This is a genomic window from Pseudomonas sp. MWU16-30316, assembly GCF_020515645.1.
Taxonomy (GTDB): Bacteria; Pseudomonadota; Gammaproteobacteria; order Pseudomonadales; family Pseudomonadaceae; genus Aquipseudomonas; species Aquipseudomonas cerasi.
The window spans coordinates 124,206-140,727 of record NZ_JAIZAZ010000005.1 but is presented as its reverse complement, the minus strand read 5'-3'; the positions used below and the strand labels follow the sequence as shown (position 1 = coordinate 140,727).

The window sequence follows — 16,522 nt, the reverse complement described above, 5'->3', positions numbered from 1 at the left end:
GCACATGGCGGGCTCGTATAACCCGCTTCACCGCGATTATCGCTCCTGCGAAGGCTGCCGATCTGTACACCCCGTTCTGTCTAGTTCCGGCTGGAGATGTTAAATTAGCCGCCATGAACTTCTTCCGAACCCATTGCTCGCCCATTGCCTGGATACTGTACGCAGTTGTCCTGTTCAATGGTCTTGCGTGCAGCATCGGTCATGGCCAGATGATGGCCGCCTTTGCAGACACTGCAGTGGCATCGGTCTCCCATGCAGACCATGGGATGTCGGATATGCACGGTGGGCATCACACGATGCACATGTACATGGACGGCTCGTCCAAAAAGACGGACATGTCAGGCAGCATGAAGGCGCAGTCGGGAGACTGTTCGTTTGCCGGCACGCTGACGCTGGCGATGATTTTCTTCGTGGCGCTGGGCTGGCTGACCCGTATCCGCCGTTCTCGTTTCGTGTTGCCCGACCTCTGGCTCGGCAACCTGCCAAGGTACTCCCTCCCGCGACTCAATCCACAGGCCCCGTAGCGCCCATCGTGGACGTGTGAGTATCGCTCGCACGAACAACCGATATTGCCCTTATAGCCTGCCGGAAGGTCATTCCGGAGGGGCGCGTTTATACGTTGGTGAGTCCTTATGTCTGCATCCTGTTCAAGCCCGGAGCTACGGCCTTCCGGGGCGTTTGTCGCCTTTCTGAAAAGGCTCCATTTTTACATCGGCGTATTCGTTGGTCCGTTCATGCTGGTCGCGGCCTTGAGTGGCATCGTCTATGCGCTGACCCCGCAGATCGAAGATTCGCTCTATGCGCGTGCGCTGCACACAGACAGCCGTGGTCCTGCCATGAGCTTGCAGGCGCAGATCCAGCGCGCGCAGGCATCGGCAGGTCCAGGCCTGAGCGTTGCCGCAGTGCGCCCGGCACCCCGGGAAGGGAATACCACTCGGGTCATGTTCAGCGATCCGGGCTTTGGCCCATCAGAGCATCGAGCGCTGTTCGTGGACCCGGTGAGTGGCGAAATTCGCGGCGACATGAAGGTCTACGGTACCAGTGGCGTACTACCCCTACGCACCTGGATCGATCAGTTTCATCGGGGCCTTCTGCTGGGCGATGTCGGCAGGATCTACAGCGAGCTGGCCGCCTCATGGCTGTGGGTGGCTGCGCTCGGCGGTCTGGTGCTGTGGACGGTTCGCCGTCGTCGGCAGAGTCGTGAACGCGGCAACGTGCGCCGCTGGCATGCAACCACCGGCGTATGGCTGTTGCTGGGGCTGCTGTTCTTCTCGGCCACCGGTTTGACGTGGTCACAGTACGCTGGCGATAACATTGGCGTACTGCGTGCCTACTATGGCTGGTCAACGCCCAGTGTGGCCACCGCACTGGGCAAGTCGGCGGCGATGCCAATGTCTATGCCCATGGACGAGCACGCCGAGCACCATATGCACATGGCGCCGACGACACAGGCATCCGTGTTGGACCCTGCCTTGTTTGACAGCGTTCTGGCCAGCGCGCGTGCCGAGCATATCGATGCAGCCAAAGTTGAGATCAGGCCATCCGCGAGCAGCGACAAGGCGTGGGTGGTCAGCGAGATAGATCGCAGTTGGCCGACGCAAGTGGATGCCGTGTCGATCAACCCGCAAACACTGGAAGTGGTCGATCACGTCAGGTTTGCAGACTATTCGCTGCCCGCCAAGCTGACCCGCTGGGGCATTGATGCGCACATGGGCGTGTTGTTCGGTCTGGCCAATCAATTGGTGCTGGTGGTGTTCGCCAGCGGCCTGGCGGCCATGGTCGTCATGGGTTATGTGATGTGGTGGCGACGTCGTCCAACGCTTTCTCAACCACGCAATCAGCAGGCAACGCTCTTGAGTCTCTGGCGCTCATTGAATCCGGGCGCGCAATGGGCGTTGATCCTGGTCGCAGTGTTGACTGGCTTTGCCCTGCCCGTATTGGGCGTGAGTCTGCTGGGCTTTATCGTCCTGGACGCGCTACTGGGCTACCGGCGAGCCGCAAGACCCTTGGTCGACGGCAAGGTGTAACCCTTAGTTGCGCGGATTACCAAGCGCATCGAGCAACTGATTCCCGACCAGGGCCGTCTGCTCGATGGCTTGTCAGTAGCGGATACCGCGGTCGCTCAATACGCTGCGACCGTTCCGTCCTTCCTCGGATCGGTCCCGCCCACGTATCCATGCGCGGTGCGCTGGATAATCTGCGCACCGCCGAAGGCAAACACGCCGCTCGGCTCTTCGACATCGATGTCGTGACCCTTGGCGCGCAGTGCTTTCACCACCTCGGGGTCAAACGCACGCTCCACGGCGACTTTCAGGCCTGATTCGATCCTCCAGCGCGGTGCGTCGGCAGCGGCTTGCGGGTTCTGTTTGTAGCGCAGGATGCGCATCATCATCTGCAAGTGACCCTGCGCCTGCATCGGGCCGCCCATCAAACCGAAGGACATCAGCGGCGTGCCGTCGGCATTCATGACAAAACCGGGGATGATTGTGTGGAACGGGCGTTTGCGCGGCGCGACGTAATTGACGTGCTGCGGGTCCAGCGAGAAGCCCGCGCCGCGGTTCTGCATGCTGATGCCCGTACCGGGTACCACCACACCCGAACCGAAGCCCATGTAGTTGGACTGGATGAACGAGATCATCATGCCGCTTTCATCCGCTGCCGACAGGTACACCGTGCCACCCGGTTTTGGCGAGCCGTGCCCGGGATTGGCGGCCTGATCGGTGATCAGCCCTGCGCGTTCCGTCAGGTAAGCCTGGCCCAGCAAATCGGCTGAGGGCACGCGCATGTGCTCGCTGTCGGCGACATGTTCGTCGAGGTCGGCCAGGGCCAGTTTCATTGCTTCCAGCACCGGATGAACCGTCTCGAGGCTGTCCACCGGGTGTTTACCGACGCCCAGTGCTTCGAGCATGGTCAGGCCGGCAAGGGTGGCAATGCCCTGGCCATTGGGCGGCAGTTCATGCACCACAGCGCCTGCGTATGGCACTGACAGGGTGTCGATCCAGTCCACAGTGTGCGTCGCCAGGTCGTCGAGACTCATCACGCTGCCATTGGCGTTGGCATGGGCGATGATTGTTTGCGCCAGTGCGCCGCGATAGAACGCTTCGCCTTTGGTCTGCGCGATCAGTTCCAGCGTGCGGGCATGGTCCTTGAGCCGGATTTTCTCTCCGGCCATGGGGGCCTTGCCATCCGGCATGAAACACTCGGCAAAGCCCGGTTGGTCCTTGAGCAGATGCGCGCCGCGTTTCCACAGCTCGGCGATAATCGGTGTGACCTGATAGCCATCGCGGGCGTAGCCGATCGCCGGTTCGGCCAGGGTCGCGAAGGGCAGTTTGCCGTAGCGTGCCGAAAGCTCCACCCAGGCCGACACTGCACCCGGCACGCTGACCGCAGGCCAGCCGCGTTGCGGCATCTGGCCCTGGCCTTCGAAGTATTCCGGTGTCCAGGCCTGTGGCGCGCGGCCGGAAGCGTTCAAGCCTTGCAGCTTGCTGCCGTCCCAGACGATGGCAAAGGCATCGCTGCCGATGCCGCAGCCGGTGGGCTCTACCACAGTCAGCACCATGGCCGCGGCGATGGCGGCGTCGACCGCATTGCCGCCACGGCGCAGCATGTCCAGCCCGGCCTGAGCGGCCAATGGTTGAGAGCAGGCGACCATATTGTTGCCCATCACCGGCGAGCGGGCCGACGCGTACGGTTGGTTGTAATCCAGATCATCGAACATAAGGGTTTCTCTTTGGCAGAAGACGAAAGGTTTAGCCCTTGGGGTCCAGCGCATCGCGCAGGCCGTCACCCAGCAGGTTGAAACACAGGACCGTGATGTAGATCGCCACACCTGGCGCAATCGACATCCACGGCGCCTGCTCCATGAAATTTTTCGCAGTATTGAGCATCGAGCCCCAGGACGGCGACGGCGGTTGCTGGCCCAGGCCGAGAAACGACAGGCTGGCTTCGGCTAGAATCGCCGAGGCGATGGTCAATGTGGCCTGTACCACCAGCGGCGACATCACGTTGGGCAGCACGTAACGCAGGATGATCCAGCGATCCGGCAGACCGATGGCGCGGGCACCTTCGAGGTAATCCTCGTGTTTGATCGACAGCACCTGGCCGCGGGTCAGGCGGGCAAAGATCGGCATCGCGGACAGGCCGATGGCGATCATCGCGTTGGTCAGGCTGGGGCCGAGAAAGGCGCCCAAAGCGATGGCCAGCACCAGGAACGGACAGGACAACAGCGCTTCCATGACCTGCGAGATGATCATGTCCAGCTTGCCACCGAAGTACCCGGCCAGCAGGCCCAGCGGCACGCCGATGACCATGGCGATGGCCACCGAAACACCACCGGCCAGCAGCGAACTGCGTGCGCCATACAGCAAACGCGAGAATAAATCGCGCCCCAGTTCGTCGGTGCCCATCCAGTAGATCAATGAAGGTGCCTTGCGTACCGCGAGGAAGTTGGCTTTGAGAGGGTCATGAGGCGCAATCCAGGGCGCCAGAACGGCGGCCAGGACAAACAGCAACAACACTGCCGCGCCAATCACTGCGCCTTTGTTGGCCAGGAATTTTTTCAGAAAAGGCGAGCGACTGCGGGGCAGGATCGCGCTGTGCGACAGGCTGGCGATAGCGGTCATCAGGCAGTCCTCAGGCGTGGGTTGATCAGGCGATAAAGCACGTCTGCCAGCAAGTTCAACATCAGGAAGCCAATCGCGACACATAACACCACGCCTTGCACCACGGCGTAGTCACGGTTGAATACGGCGTCGACAATCATCTTGCCGAACCCCGGAATGCTGAATACCTGCTCGGTCAACACCGCACCGCCGAGCAACTCACCGAACAGCAGTGTCGTGAGGGTGATGATCGGCATCAATGCGTTGCGCAACGCATGCTTGAGAATCACCGTGCGCGGGAACAATCCCTTGGCCCGTGCGGTGCGGACGTAGTCAGCACGCAGGACTTCCAGCATGGCGCTGCGGGTGTGGCGCATGAGAATCCCGGAAAGCCCGGCACCCAGTACGAACGCTGGCAGGATCAGGGTCTTCAGGTTTTGCCCGAAGTCCTCACCCATCGGCACAAAGCCGGAGGCGGGTAGCCACTGCAGTTTCACTGCAAAGATCATGATCAGCAGAATGCCCAGCCAGAAGTGCGGGATGGAAATCCCCGACAGCGCCACCACGTTGGCCCCGTAATCCACCGCAGTGCCTTTGCGCACCGCCGAAATGATTCCGGTGGGAATGCCGATAAACAGCGCAATCAGCAGGGCCAGCACGGCCAGTTCGATAGTCACCGGCAGTTTCGACGCCAGCAGCGTGGTCACCGGTTGCTCGGTGCGCAGCGATGTTCCCAGGTCGCCGGTCAGCACGTTGCCGACCCAGTTGAGGTACTGCAACGGGATCGGGTCATCGAGCCGGTATTTGTCGCGCAGGTATTCCATGACCGCTGGATCGCGTTCTTCCCCGGCCATGGCCAGCACCGGGTCACCCGGCAGCAGCTTCTGCAGGGTGAAGACGAACAGCGAAACCAGAATCAGCGTCGGTATCGAGCTGAGCAGGCGTCGCAGGATGAACATCAGCATACCGGAACCTCGCAGGTGCGCCCGTCAGTCATGGCTTGAACGCGACATTGTTCAGACGAATCAGACCGTCCGGGTTAGGGACGAAACCGGTCACGTTGTTACGCATGGCAATGATTCGCGGGTCGAAATACAGGTAGACGGTCGGTACTTCATCGGTCAACAAACGCAGCGCTTCGTTGTACAGCGCCTGGCGTTGTGCAACGTCGTTCACGGTGCGCGCCTTGTTGAGCAGTTCGTCGAGCCTGGCGTTACAGTATTTACCGTCGTTCTGGCCGCCTTTGCAGGTCACGAACTGATGGATATCGCCGTCCGGATCGGGGCGGCCTGACCAGGCGCTCATGCCGATCTGGAAGTTGCCGCTCGCCTGTTCGCTGAGCATCGTCGCGTATTCAGTGGCAATCAGGTTGACCTTGAAGCCTGCTTCTTCAGCCATGGCCTGAATGATCTGCCCGACCTGCTGTGCGATGGGGTTGTTGGCCACTTTCAGGTCCACCGCCAATGGCAGCTTCACACCGGCCTGAGCCAGCAGCGCCTTGCTTTTCTCGATATCGCGAGCCGGGATCGGCAGGTCCTTGTCGTAATACGGGCTGTTTTTCGGGAACGGCTGAGCGCTTGGCGCGTACAGACCCTCGAACACCACCTGGTTGATAGCATCGCGGTCGATGGACAGCTCAAAGGCTTTGCGTACGCGCTTGTCCTTACCCATCGGCGAGTTGGCTTTTTCACCGTTGCCGATGTTGAACATCAGTTGCATGTAGCCCAGGCCGGGTGTGTTGTAGATCGCCAGCTTGCTGTCACCCTTGACCGTTTTCACATCGGTTGGTGCAACACGCTCGATGATGTCCAGGTCGCCGGAGCGCAGGTTGGCCAGGCGCACCGATGTATCCGGAATCGGCAGGAACACCACTTTGTCGAAGTGATAAGCCTGTTTATTCCAGTACTTGTCAAAACGCTCCAGCACGATTCGATCCTGCTGCACGCGCTGCACGAATTTGTAAGGGCCGGAGCAGACCGGGTTGGCGGCGAATTCGCCTTGCGCAGCTTTCGGCGCGAGCATCATTCCGGCGCGGTCAGACAGCTGTGAAACCAGCGTGGCATCGGCCTGCTTGAGCTTGATGGCGACGGTTTTTGCGTCTATCACCTCGACGCTGTCCACCGAGGCCAGCTCGCTTTTGCGCAGCGAGTCGGGGAGGGTGCGGGCGCGGTCGAGGTTGAACTTCACCGAGGCGGCATCAAAAGGTTCGCCATCGTGGTACGTCACGCCTTCGCGCAACGTCATGGTCAGGGTTTTACCGTCTTCGCTCCAGTTCCAGGCGGTGGCCAGTTGCGGCGAGTAGGTCAGGTCCGGGTTGACGTCCACCAGTTTGTCGCACAGCGCGGTGTAGACCAGGCGGCCGGAGTAGGTGCGCGAACGATGCGGATCAAGCACATCGGGATCGTCCTGAATGCCGATGCGCAACGTCGATTCGGCAAAGGCAGCGTTGGCGGCCAGCAATAACAATGTTCCTGTCACGACGCGTGCGATTTTCATGGCTGGCTCTCCACTGCAAGGGATTGATGATGCTTGAACAGATTCAGGCGCTGGGTGTAGGCAGCGCTGGGTGTCGGAAGGATCAGCGTGGCGCTGCCTGCGTTGGCGATTTCACGCCAGAAGTGGCAGGCGACCTGGCGTTCGGCCTCGACTGTTTCCATGACCGGCGCAGCGTCCTTGCACAGCGCACGGGCGTGCGGGCAACGGGTATGAAAGCGGCAACCCGAAGGCGGGCGGCTGGGGCTGGGCATATCGCCGCCGAGGAGCGGACGCGGCTGGCGCAGGTCAGGGTGGCTGACCGGCACAGCGGCCATCAGCGCCTGGGTATAAGGGTGCAAAGGGTTTTCGAACAGCGCGTCGACCGGCGCCAGTTCGATGATTTCACCCAGGTACATCACCGCCACGCGGTCGCTCATATGGCGAATCACGGCCAGGCCATGGGCAACAATCACCAGGGTCAGGCCGAATTGATGCTTGAGGTCTTCGAGCAGGTTGACCACTTGCGCCTGCACTGAAACGTCCAGCGCCGAGACCGGCTCGTCACCGAGGATCAAGCGCGGCTCGGAAGCCAGGGCGCGGGCAATGCCGATGCGCTGGCGCTGACCACCGGAGAACTCATGGGGATGCCGACCGCCGTGTTCCGGAGCCAGACCTACCGTGCGCAACAACTCGGCGACTTTAGCCTGACGGTCGCTACGGCTGGCCTGGCTGTGCAGCCAGATCGGTTCGCCAACGATGGATTCCACGGTCATGCGTGGATTCAGCGAGGCGAACGGGTCCTGAAAGATGATCTGTAAGTCACGGCATACCTGACGCAGTTTTTCCGGCGTCAGGTTGGCCAGGTTGCGGCCCTCGTAAATCACGTCGCCCGCAGTCGGTTGCAGCAGGTTGAGCAGCAAGCGGCCAAGGGTGGATTTACCCGAGCCGGACTCGCCTACCAATGCCAGCGTCTCGCCCTTGCGGACTGACAGGTTGACCTCATTGACAGCCTGTACCGGCGGCTTCTTCGGCTGCAAAAGGCCGCTTTGCACGGTAAAGTGCTTGCTCAGGCCGATGCCTTCCAGAATGGGTTTCTGCGCGTTGCTGTCGGGGCTGACGCGCCCGGCGATGTCTGGTCTGGAAAGGTTCACGCACTGACTCCCACATGCTGTTCCAAAGGCGCACGGATGCACGCGGCGAAGTGTCCGGGAGACAACTCAAGCAGCGGCGGGCGTTCGTCTCGGCATCGCTGGATCACGAACGGGCAACGCCCGGCGAAACGGCAACCGCCCGGCATTTCTGCCGGCGTCGGCACCCGGCCGTTAATGGTCGCCAAACGACCTTCACGAGGGCCGATCGAGGGCATCGAGCCCATCAGGCCGATGGTGTACGGATGCTGCGGATCGTCGAACAGGGTTTTCACCGGGCCGCTTTCCACGACACGCCCGGCGTACATGACCATGACGTCATCGGCGACTTCGGCGACTACACCCAGATCGTGGGTGATCAGAATCATCGCTGTGCCGGTCTCGGTCTGCAGGTTGGCGATCAGCGAGAGGATTTGTGCTTGAATGGTCACGTCCAGCGCAGTCGTCGGTTCATCCGCGATGATCAGCGCCGGGTCATTGGCCAGCGCCATGGCAATCATGGCCCGCTGCCGCATGCCACCCGAGAGTTCATGTGGGTAGGCGTCCAGCCGCTGGCGAGCGTCCGGCACGCGGACCTTTTCCAGCATGTCCAGAGCCCGCTGGCGGGCAGCCTTGTCTGAAAGGCCCTGATGACGCATCACGCTTTCAGCGATCTGCTCACCGATGGTGAAGACCGGATTGAGGGAGGTCATCGGCTCCTGGAAGATCATCGCCATGCGGTTGCCGCGCACGTCCAGCAGGCGCTCTTCGGACATGCCCAACAAGGCTTCATCGATCAGCAGCGAGTCGCTGGCGTCTACCTTGGCCGTCGTCGGCAACAGGCCCATCAGGCCCATTGAGGTCACGCTCTTGCCGCAGCCGGACTCGCCGACGATGGCCAGGGTCTTGCCGCGCTTGACGGAAAACGATACGCCGTCGACAACATTGGCGGGCGCACCGGCAAAGCGGACGGTCAGGTCGCTGATGCTGAGCACCGTGCCGTCGCCGTTTTCTGTGAGGTGGGCAGTGGCGCTCATAGGCTGGCCTCCAGGTCTTGGTTGATGACGGTGTTCAGGGCCTGTTGCAGCGCACGTAAATGGCCGCGCATGGCGGTGGCGGCTTTGATCGGATCGCGGCTTTCAATGGCGCTGACAATGTCGTCGTGATCGTGGCTGTAAGTGTCGAGGCGGTCGGCATTGCGCGCCCGGTGACGCAAGTCTCGCCAGGCGGGGTCCAGACGAATCGCATCGAGCATTTCGAAGATGTCCAGCATCAGCCGATTACCCGCGGCTTCGGCAATGGCACGGTGCAGGGCGCTGTCCCACAGCTCGATGCCTTCGGCATCGGTCTGCTCGGCGACCTGCTGGCGAGTGGTGCGCTCGGCAAGGCGGCGCAGAATCGCCATCTGTTCACCATTGGCCCGTACCGCCGCCAGTGAGGCAAGCGCTGGCTCCAGGTGCAGGCGCGCTTCCATGACCTCGGTGAAATTGGTCCGGCCGGAAAGCCGCGCGAAGCTCATGGCGGCACTGGGTGGCGTCGGTCCGACAAATGTCCCTTTACCTTGCCGGCGCCAGACCTGGCCTTCGGCTTCCAGCACCGACAGGGCGCGACGAACTGCGCGTCGGCTGACCCCGAAATCGGCCGCCAGATCCCGCTCGGTAGGCAATGCCCGCTGGGGGAAGGCCGCATGCTGGGCAACGATCTGGCGCAACGCGTCCAGCGCCAGTTTCGAAGAGTTGTCGATGGGGATGTCAGGGTCGAACCTTTGCATCGTGGTACTCGCGCCAGACCGAAAAAAGATGCCCTGAGCTGCCCGCAGGCAGGGGTTCCAGGCATAAGGGCTGGTGCAAGAGCGATGCCAATGAAAATTGGTTCGGTCAATTTTGCCGGGCAAGATGGCCAGCCACTATCGCGGATCAAGCCTGGCGGGCCAATGTTCAAAGGTCCGCCGGGTTGGTCCGCGGCATGGCAAGGGGATTGGTTCGCCGTTGAGTGAACCAATTTTTCAGCGGGTACGGATTTGCTGCATCAATGCGTGCAGGGTGCGCCAAAGTGCACCGCTAGGTGCGCGACCGATGTGCCGCCTCGCGCTAAGCCGCTCGTCATTCCAGGGCCAGATCGAGCAGTGCGGCCCCCAGAGCCTTGCCGTGGGCATCGAGCGCCAGTGACCGCGTGACCCCGCCACGCAGGATGCCGGGCAGGACGAAGTTGAGCGCACCAACACGTGGCAGTTCGTAGCGCCGTACGGGTGGTCCATTTGCATCCAGCAGTTCGGCAAAGTGTTCAGTGACCCGTTCCACCGTCAGCAGCTCAGCCAGACGTGGATAATCGTCGATGCGAAAGGCAACGATGGAGATATTGGAGACGTCACCCTTGTCACCGGTACGTGTATGAGCGATGTCCCGCAATTTGGTGGTGTTCATGCCAGATCCTCCAGATGCACGTGCAGGTTGACCTGGTCTCTCGGCACAAACAAAGACGCCACCGCGACTACCTGGCGGACTGACTTGCTCGCACCGCCGCCGCCGTACGGGCCGTTGGTGTAGAGGGTTTCCACCTCATTGCCGACGCGTATTGCATCGTTTTTGTCCACGCAACGCGCGGCCACCCGGAGGCGTACTTCCCAGGGCTCGCCCTCGGCGCGCGCTCCCAGGTGACTTCCATGCAAGGCGTTAACGCCGATCAGTTCGGCTCGAATGTCCTCACATACCACGCCTGTCAGGGCCAGGCGTTTGAGTACGATGTCCTTCGCCAATTGTCCGCGAGCCAGCGCGCCGGGGCCGCCGTAGGACATTTGTCCTTCGCCGATCCAGCCATCCAGAAAACCTACTGACACCTTCAGCGTCGCGGGACGTGCGTGTCCGTCCGCCCCCTGAACGCGCACTTCGTCTCTGGCGACGGATTCGAAGGCCGCATCGGTAAAATCCGCGCTGACATCCGGCGTCAGATAGGCGGCAGGGTCATGCACTTCGTACAACATTTGCTCGGTGCAGGTGGCGGTATCAATGCGGCCACCGGAGCCTGCCACTTTGCTGATGACGGCGTTGCCTGCCGCATCTATCTCGGCCAGCGGGAAGCCCAGACGGTCGAGGTCTGGGACGTCTTTAACACCAGGATCCGCGAAATAGCCGCCGCTGACCTGGCCGGCACATTCGAGCAAATGCCCGACCAGGGTTCCGCGGCCCAGCAATGCCCATGCGTCCTCGGCCCAGCCGAACTCGAACATTTGCGGTGCGAGAAACAGTGAGGGATCAGCGACCCTTCCGGTAACGATCACGTCAGCATCGGCGCGCAAGGCCTGGATGATTCCTTCCGCGCCCAGATAGGCATTGGCCGAGATGAGCCTGTCGCCGAGGGATCGCAGAGACCTGCCGTTGTCGAGGGTTTGATCGGGCTGTTGCAGCAGGGCTGTGAGCACGTCATCGCCTGTCAGGGCTGCGACTTTCAAGCCGTTCAAGCCCAGTTCTGCCGCTATCCGGCGTATTTCACTAGCGGCGCCAAGCGGATTTGCAGCGCCCATGTTGGTGATGATTCGCAAGCGGCGGCGCGTACCGTCAACGCCGTTGCCCACAAAAGGCAAGACCCGGCGCATGCGCTCGCTCAGCAATGGATCGTAGCCTGCTGATGGGTCTGCCAGACGCGACTGCTGTGCCAGTGCAATGGTACGTTCTGCGAGGCATTCAAATACCAGGTAATCCAGTTGCCCATGCTCGGCCAGCTCGATCGCCGGCTCGATGCGGTCGCCGGAATAACCAGCTCCTGAACCAATCCGTATTGTTTTCATTCAGAAAACCCCTATGACCATAGCGGTCAGGGTCATGATGACCGAGGCCGCAAACAGGAAAGGGATAGTGAAACGCTGGTGGTCAGCCAGTTCGATCTTGCACAGGCCGACCAGCAGAAAGGTCGCTGGCGTCAACGGGCTGACCGGGAAGCCGGTGGTATGCACGCCAAGCAGCGACGCCTGCGCGACCTGCATCGGGTCAACGCCGAGCGCTTTGCCGACCTCGGCGACCACGGGCATGATGCCAAAGTAGAAGGAGTCCGGATCGAAGAGCAGGCTCAAGGGCATGGATAGAAAGCCTACGACGACCGGGATCAGCTTGCCGTGCCCGGCCGGGATCTGGCCTACGGCCACTTCTGCCATGGCCTTCAGCATCCCGGTGCCCTGCATGATGCCTGTGAATACCCCGGCAGCAAGCAGAATACTGGCCATGGTCAGGGCCGTTTTGGCGTGTGCGTCGATGCGTGCCCGTTGTGCGTCCACGGCAGGATAGTTGATGCACAAGGCAATCACCGTGCCGAGCATGAACATCACCACCGGATCGACAACCCCCGCGATCATTACGCCCATCACCACCAGCGTCAGCAGCAGGTTGACCCAGAACAACCGAGGCTTGCGCAGTTCACGCTCGGCATCACTGAGCACGCGTTGGTGGGGTTTTACATCGAGATTGTCAGGACCCAGGCCCAGGCGTCGCTCTTCACGCCGTCCCAGGAAAAACGCGCAGGTGAAGACGAAGATCAGTCCGACGATCTGCACCGGAATGAGCGGCTGAAACAGATCCGAAACCGGCACGTGAAGGGCTGCGGAGGAGCGCAACACCGGACCCGTCCAGGGCAGGAAGTTGACACCCGCAGCCATCGCCGTGACGCAGGCCAGTATGCGTTTATCCATGCCCAGCCGCGTATACAACGGCAGCATTGCCGGAATGGTCACGAGAAAGGTCACCGCGCCGGAGCCGTCCAGATGCACCAACAGCGCCAGCAGTGCGGTGCCCATGACGATGCGGGTCGGCCGTGTACCGACCCGTTTGAGGATGCGATCGATGATCGGATCGAGCATGCCGGCATCCGTCATGATGCCGAAGAAGAGGATGGCGAATACAAACATCCCGACTACAGGCGCAACGTTCTTGATGCCTGTGATGATGAAACCACTGGTTTGCAGACCAAAACCAGCGAGGAGGGCGGCGATGATCGGGAGGGCGATCAATGCAACCAGGGGAGATATGCGTTTGCTCATAATACTGACGAGCATGGCAAGGATGGTTATCACACCGAGTGTGGCGAGCATGGGCAGATCCTCTTTGGCATCCCTGTGCGCGGCAGCGACGAGACACCCTCTTGTTGTTTTGCAAGAGTAATAACAACGACGCTATGCTCTGTGAATTGAAATATTCAGTGGGTCTTGTTCGGAAAAACAAAATGAAGAATTCGATCCAGCACATCCGCGCCTTTCTGTCAGTCGCTCAGACCGGCAGTTTTTCCAAGGCCGCAGCTGCTCTCAACTTGTCGCCGTCTGCACTGACCGTACAAATCCAGCAACTGGAAGATTGGCTTGGCGTTGCCTTGCTGGAACGAAGCCCGCGTCATGTCTGCTTGACCGGCGCCGGGCAAAATGCGCGTTTACCCATGGAAAAACTGCTGTTGGATCTGGACAACATCGTTACTGCTGCGCGGGATATTGCAGCCTCACGACGCGGCTTGATCACCATCGCCGCCTTGCCATCGCTGTGTTCCGGTGTACTGCCTGTCGTGTTGAAGACGTTCCGCGAGCGGTTTCCCGGTGTCGAGGTCAGACTGCGAGATGTCGTCGCGCAACGCATCGACACGCTTGTCATGGAGCGCGAAGTGGATTTCGGATTAGGCGTACAGGCTCGGCCCACTCATGGGCTGGAGTTCAACGCGATATTGGAAGACCGGTTGTGCCTGTTCGCCCCAAAAGACCATCCACTGGCAAAGCGTCCGACAGTGAGACTGGACGAGATAGCTGTTTTTCCGATCGTTCTTACCGGCAGGGAAAGCAGCGTTCGCGATTTGGTCGAGCGAGTGTTTGCTGACGAGCAACTGCCTTTATCTGCGGGGCTGGAAGCCAATTACATGTCTACCGTGCTGGCGTTGGTCAGGCAGGGGCAGGGCGTTACACTTCTTCCGGAGTCAGCGGACGATGGGCGGGGAGACCTGAGCAAGGTGCCAGTTGATCATCCGGGTGTTGTTCGGCAAATCGGGCTCATTACCCGTACGGAGCACACAATGGCCCCAGCTGTTGTCGAATTTGTTCGGTTGCTGGAGGGGCTGCGCACGCTCGGCGATCCCAGCCATTGATTTCCTGTTATACGAATGGAATAGGATGGGATAGAAGAAAGACGGGTGTCTCGGCATTGCGTCCCGGTTTCTGACTCAAGGTATGCAACGATGAAAGTATTGTTCATGTGCACCCACAACAGCTGCCGCAGCATTCTGTCTGAGGCGCTTTTCAACCATCTGGCGCATCCAGGTCTGGAGGCAGTCAGCTCGGGCAGTTTTCCCAGTGGCCAGGTAAATCAACAGGCTTTGCGAACCCTGGAAGCAGCAGGTATTTCCACCGCAGGCCTTAGCAGCAAGGCTTCGGACGTTTTTGAAGGCTCGCTTCCAGATATCGTGATCACCGTCTGTGACAGGGCTGCAGGTGAAACCTGCCCGATCTTCTTCGGGCCTGCCCTGAAGGCGCATTGGGGGCTGGCTGATCCTTCCGAAGTCTCCGGGTCGGAAGCGCAGATCACCGCAGCGTTTGAAAGTACACTCGCCAAAATTCGCGAGCGTGTGACAGCGTTTCTTGCGTTGCCACTGGAGGCCATCAGCACCGACCAGCTCAAGGCCGAACTTGATCGTATAGGTTCGCTTTGAAGAGCAATAAAGGTTGCTACGACCAGGCTGACAACTGCTTCGAATTCTCCAGCTCACTCGAAATGAAGATCCCATGCAGCTCATTACCGAAATCATTCATCCCGAACTGAAGTCCACACAGGGCAGAATATTCAGACGCCATGCGGCACGCGGCATCGTATTGAGGGATGAGAAAATACTTTTACTGTTCACTGAACGCTATAACGACTTCAGCTTTCCTGGAGGCGGCCTTGATGCAGACGAGGACGTTGTTACAGGGTTGAAGCGTGAACTTGAAGAAGAGACGGGCGCTCGCGAAATTCAGGTGCTCCAGCATTATGGTTACATCGAAGAATACCGGCCCTATTGGAAGCCCCAGTATGATCTGATGCACATGACCTCACATTTTTATCTGTGCGAAGTCGCGCACCAATTAGAGCCCGTTAGAATGGAAAGCCATGAAATAGCCAATGGCATGCGGCCCGTCTGGATCAGCGTAACTGAAGCCATCGCTCATAATGAGGCTGTTATGCAGCGTCAGGAGTCTTCGATGGGGCAGTCCATACAACGCGAGACCTTAATGCTGAGAAAAGTCGTCTCGGAGTTGGTCGTCAATCGGTGAGTATTTTATGTCTGGGTCAAGTGCAGGAGGGGCGCTTGTGGGGGGGGATTGATAACTCAACTAAATGACTGTTTAGTTGAGTTATCAATCTCAGGGACTTTAAGGTTGGGCGAGGGCGGTTGTTCTGCAGGCGAATATGAGTCTCACGTTCCTTGGTAGATCGTCATCAAAAGCTCGCTGACTCAACCTGATTTTAATCATCTGCTAAAAAGAGACTTGGCCGGTAATGCATTTTTGAACTTCACCACCAACCCAGATGCCTTCACCGATCTGTTCTACCTGAATTCGTCCGCGACGTCCCAACGCCGTACCTTGGCTGACGGTATATCGTTTTGGCATTAGCCCGGCGGGTATTAGCCATTGAGCAAGGCTGGCATTAAGGCTACCAGTAACAGGGTCTTCGGCAGACCTGTTGCTAATGAAGGCTCGAACTTCGATATCAGCTTCTGCATCTCGCCCGACCCAGGGCGCAAAGGCCCCTACGTTTAACCCATTCAGTGCTGCATAGTCTGGATGTACTGCCAACAATTCTTCACGCGTGCGCAGCATTACCACAACCCAACCCGGGCCGTTGTCTGCCCATTGGCTCGCAATAATACGGTCAGGTGCAACACCCAATCCATCGATGATGCTGTGCAAAACATCGTCTTCAACCGCGCCTCCACGTAGCAACGGTGGTGCCGCGAAAGACAAACGAGGGCCGTCGCGGCGGATGTGAACTAAACCTGCATCACACTCCTGAACGACTTCTTTACTTTGCGAAAAACCATGATCCCCCAACCACACGTAACAGCTGCCTAAAGTAGGGTGGCCAGCGAAAGAAAGTTCACGGATTGGAGTAAAGATACGTACACGATAATCCGCATCAGGATGGGTAGGACGCATGAGAAATGTCGTCTCGCTAAGGTTTGTCCAACGTGCGAACGCGGCCATTTGTTCGGTGGTCAGATCATCAGCGTCGCTTACGACTGCCAGGGCATTGCCTTCCAGGGGCTTACTGGCGAATACATCAACCTGGTGAAAACTCAGTGTATTGGGCATAAAGCGCT

The 16,522-nt window shown here is 59.8% G+C and carries 16 protein-coding genes; 5 read left to right on the top strand and 11 right to left on the bottom strand.

The features are described 5' to 3' along the window. The first annotated feature begins 113 nt into the window (after nt 1–113). Nucleotides 114–524, top strand: coding sequence for a DUF2946 family protein (locus LCH65_RS17385; protein ID WP_096137308.1), 411 nt, complete (start codon nt 114–116; stop codon nt 522–524). Between the two features lie 108 nt (nt 525–632). Further along, nucleotides 633–2,027: a PepSY-associated TM helix domain-containing protein gene (locus tag LCH65_RS17380; RefSeq protein WP_226439671.1), complete on the top strand. Its 1,395-nt coding sequence runs from the start codon at nt 633–635 to the stop codon at nt 2,025–2,027. Between the two features lie 95 nt (nt 2,028–2,122). Here LCH65_RS17380 and LCH65_RS17375 read toward each other — a convergent pair whose 3' ends face one another. From LCH65_RS17375 to LCH65_RS17330, 10 genes are all read right to left on the bottom strand, one after another. After that, nucleotides 2,123–3,718: a gamma-glutamyltransferase family protein gene (locus tag LCH65_RS17375; RefSeq protein WP_226439670.1), complete on the bottom strand. Its 1,596-nt coding sequence runs from the start codon at nt 3,716–3,718 to the stop codon at nt 2,123–2,125. A gap of 31 nt (nt 3,719–3,749) precedes the next feature. Further along, nucleotides 3,750–4,622, bottom strand: a complete 873-nt coding sequence (locus LCH65_RS17370; RefSeq protein WP_003370958.1) for an ABC transporter permease — start codon at nt 4,620–4,622, stop codon at nt 3,750–3,752. After that, on the bottom strand, nt 4,622–5,566 hold the full coding sequence (locus LCH65_RS17365) for an ABC transporter permease (protein WP_003435284.1): 945 nt from the start codon (nt 5,564–5,566) through the stop codon (nt 4,622–4,624). Before LCH65_RS17365 ends, LCH65_RS17370 begins: the two co-directional genes overlap by 1 nt. Before the next feature lie 28 nt (nt 5,567–5,594). Next, entirely contained in the window at nt 5,595–7,097 is a 1,503-nt protein-coding gene (locus LCH65_RS17360) for an ABC transporter substrate-binding protein (protein WP_003435281.1), read from the bottom strand. Beyond that, the gene (locus LCH65_RS17355; RefSeq protein ID WP_226439669.1) at nt 7,094–8,227 is read right to left on the bottom strand and encodes an oligopeptide/dipeptide ABC transporter ATP-binding protein; all 1,134 of its coding nucleotides are present in this window, start codon (nt 8,225–8,227) and stop codon (nt 7,094–7,096) included. The genes LCH65_RS17360 and LCH65_RS17355 overlap by 4 nt, the downstream gene beginning before the upstream one ends. Further along, the gene (locus tag LCH65_RS17350) at nt 8,224–9,240 is read right to left on the bottom strand and encodes an ABC transporter ATP-binding protein (protein ID WP_003370963.1); all 1,017 of its coding nucleotides are present in this window, start codon (nt 9,238–9,240) and stop codon (nt 8,224–8,226) included. Before LCH65_RS17350 ends, LCH65_RS17355 begins: the two co-directional genes overlap by 4 nt. Next, entirely contained in the window at nt 9,237–9,974 is a 738-nt protein-coding gene (locus LCH65_RS17345; protein ID WP_003401136.1) for an FCD domain-containing protein, read from the bottom strand. The genes LCH65_RS17350 and LCH65_RS17345 overlap by 4 nt, the downstream gene beginning before the upstream one ends. Nucleotides 9,975–10,305: 331 nt before the next feature. Continuing rightward, complete coding sequence (locus LCH65_RS17340) at nt 10,306–10,626, bottom strand: hypothetical protein (protein ID WP_003370969.1); 321 nt, start codon at nt 10,624–10,626, stop codon at nt 10,306–10,308. Beyond that, complete coding sequence (locus LCH65_RS17335) at nt 10,623–11,987, bottom strand: acyclic terpene utilization AtuA family protein (RefSeq protein WP_058416507.1); 1,365 nt, start codon at nt 11,985–11,987, stop codon at nt 10,623–10,625. Before LCH65_RS17335 ends, LCH65_RS17340 begins: the two co-directional genes overlap by 4 nt. Beyond that, the gene (locus LCH65_RS17330; protein ID WP_003314918.1) at nt 11,988–13,280 is read right to left on the bottom strand and encodes a citrate:proton symporter; all 1,293 of its coding nucleotides are present in this window, start codon (nt 13,278–13,280) and stop codon (nt 11,988–11,990) included. 131 nt (nt 13,281–13,411) lie between these two features. Between LCH65_RS17330 and LCH65_RS17325 the strand changes: the two genes are divergently transcribed. The 3 genes from LCH65_RS17325 (at nt 13,412) to LCH65_RS17315 (ending at nt 15,473) form a co-directional block, all read left to right on the top strand. Then, nucleotides 13,412–14,311 (top strand): LysR family transcriptional regulator, encoded by a 900-nt coding sequence (locus LCH65_RS17325; RefSeq protein WP_042930937.1) that lies wholly within the window; start codon nt 13,412–13,414, stop codon nt 14,309–14,311. 90 nt (nt 14,312–14,401) lie between these two features. Next, a complete protein-coding gene (locus LCH65_RS17320) occupies nt 14,402–14,872 on the top strand; it encodes an arsenate reductase ArsC (RefSeq protein WP_099265958.1) in 471 nt (156 codons plus the stop codon). A gap of 73 nt (nt 14,873–14,945) precedes the next feature. Beyond that, nucleotides 14,946–15,473 (top strand): NUDIX domain-containing protein, encoded by a 528-nt coding sequence (locus LCH65_RS17315; protein ID WP_074806500.1) that lies wholly within the window; start codon nt 14,946–14,948, stop codon nt 15,471–15,473. A 204-nt stretch (nt 15,474–15,677) separates the two neighbouring features. On the opposite strand, the gene LCH65_RS17310 is transcribed toward LCH65_RS17315, so the two are convergent. Further along, nucleotides 15,678–16,514 carry a PhzF family phenazine biosynthesis protein gene (locus LCH65_RS17310; RefSeq protein WP_172831829.1) on the bottom strand — a complete coding sequence of 279 codons (837 nt, stop codon included), beginning with the start codon at nt 16,512–16,514 and terminating at the stop codon, nt 15,678–15,680. Nucleotides 16,515–16,522: the final 8 nt, after the last annotated feature.

Bases quoted from the DNA above. Each gene is read 5' to 3' on its own strand.
- LCH65_RS17385 (WP_096137308.1), top strand. From the start codon at position 114: ATGAACTTCTTCCGAACCCATTGCTCGCCCATTGCCTGGATACTGTAC.
- LCH65_RS17335 (WP_058416507.1), bottom strand. From the start codon at position 11,987: ATGAAAACAATACGGATTGGTTCAGGAGCTGGTTATTCCGGCGACCGC.
- LCH65_RS17325 (WP_042930937.1), top strand. From the start codon at position 13,412: ATGAAGAATTCGATCCAGCACATCCGCGCCTTTCTGTCAGTCGCTCAG.
- LCH65_RS17315 (WP_074806500.1), top strand. From the start codon at position 14,946: ATGCAGCTCATTACCGAAATCATTCATCCCGAACTGAAGTCCACACAG.
- LCH65_RS17360 (WP_003435281.1), bottom strand. From the start codon at position 7,097: ATGAAAATCGCACGCGTCGTGACAGGAACATTGTTATTGCTGGCCGCC.
- LCH65_RS17340 (WP_003370969.1), bottom strand. From the start codon at position 10,626: ATGAACACCACCAAATTGCGGGACATCGCTCATACACGTACCGGTGAC.
- LCH65_RS17330 (WP_003314918.1), bottom strand. From the start codon at position 13,280: ATGCTCGCCACACTCGGTGTGATAACCATCCTTGCCATGCTCGTCAGT.
- LCH65_RS17365 (WP_003435284.1), bottom strand. From the start codon at position 5,566: ATGCTGATGTTCATCCTGCGACGCCTGCTCAGCTCGATACCGACGCTG.
- LCH65_RS17345 (WP_003401136.1), bottom strand. From the start codon at position 9,974: ATGCAAAGGTTCGACCCTGACATCCCCATCGACAACTCTTCGAAACTG.
- LCH65_RS17310 (WP_172831829.1), bottom strand. From the start codon at position 16,514: ATGCCCAATACACTGAGTTTTCACCAGGTTGATGTATTCGCCAGTAAG.
- LCH65_RS17350 (WP_003370963.1), bottom strand. From the start codon at position 9,240: ATGAGCGCCACTGCCCACCTCACAGAAAACGGCGACGGCACGGTGCTC.
- LCH65_RS17320 (WP_099265958.1), top strand. From the start codon at position 14,402: ATGAAAGTATTGTTCATGTGCACCCACAACAGCTGCCGCAGCATTCTG.
- LCH65_RS17375 (WP_226439670.1), bottom strand. From the start codon at position 3,718: ATGTTCGATGATCTGGATTACAACCAACCGTACGCGTCGGCCCGCTCG.
- LCH65_RS17370 (WP_003370958.1), bottom strand. From the start codon at position 4,622: ATGACCGCTATCGCCAGCCTGTCGCACAGCGCGATCCTGCCCCGCAGT.
- LCH65_RS17380 (WP_226439671.1), top strand. From the start codon at position 633: ATGTCTGCATCCTGTTCAAGCCCGGAGCTACGGCCTTCCGGGGCGTTT.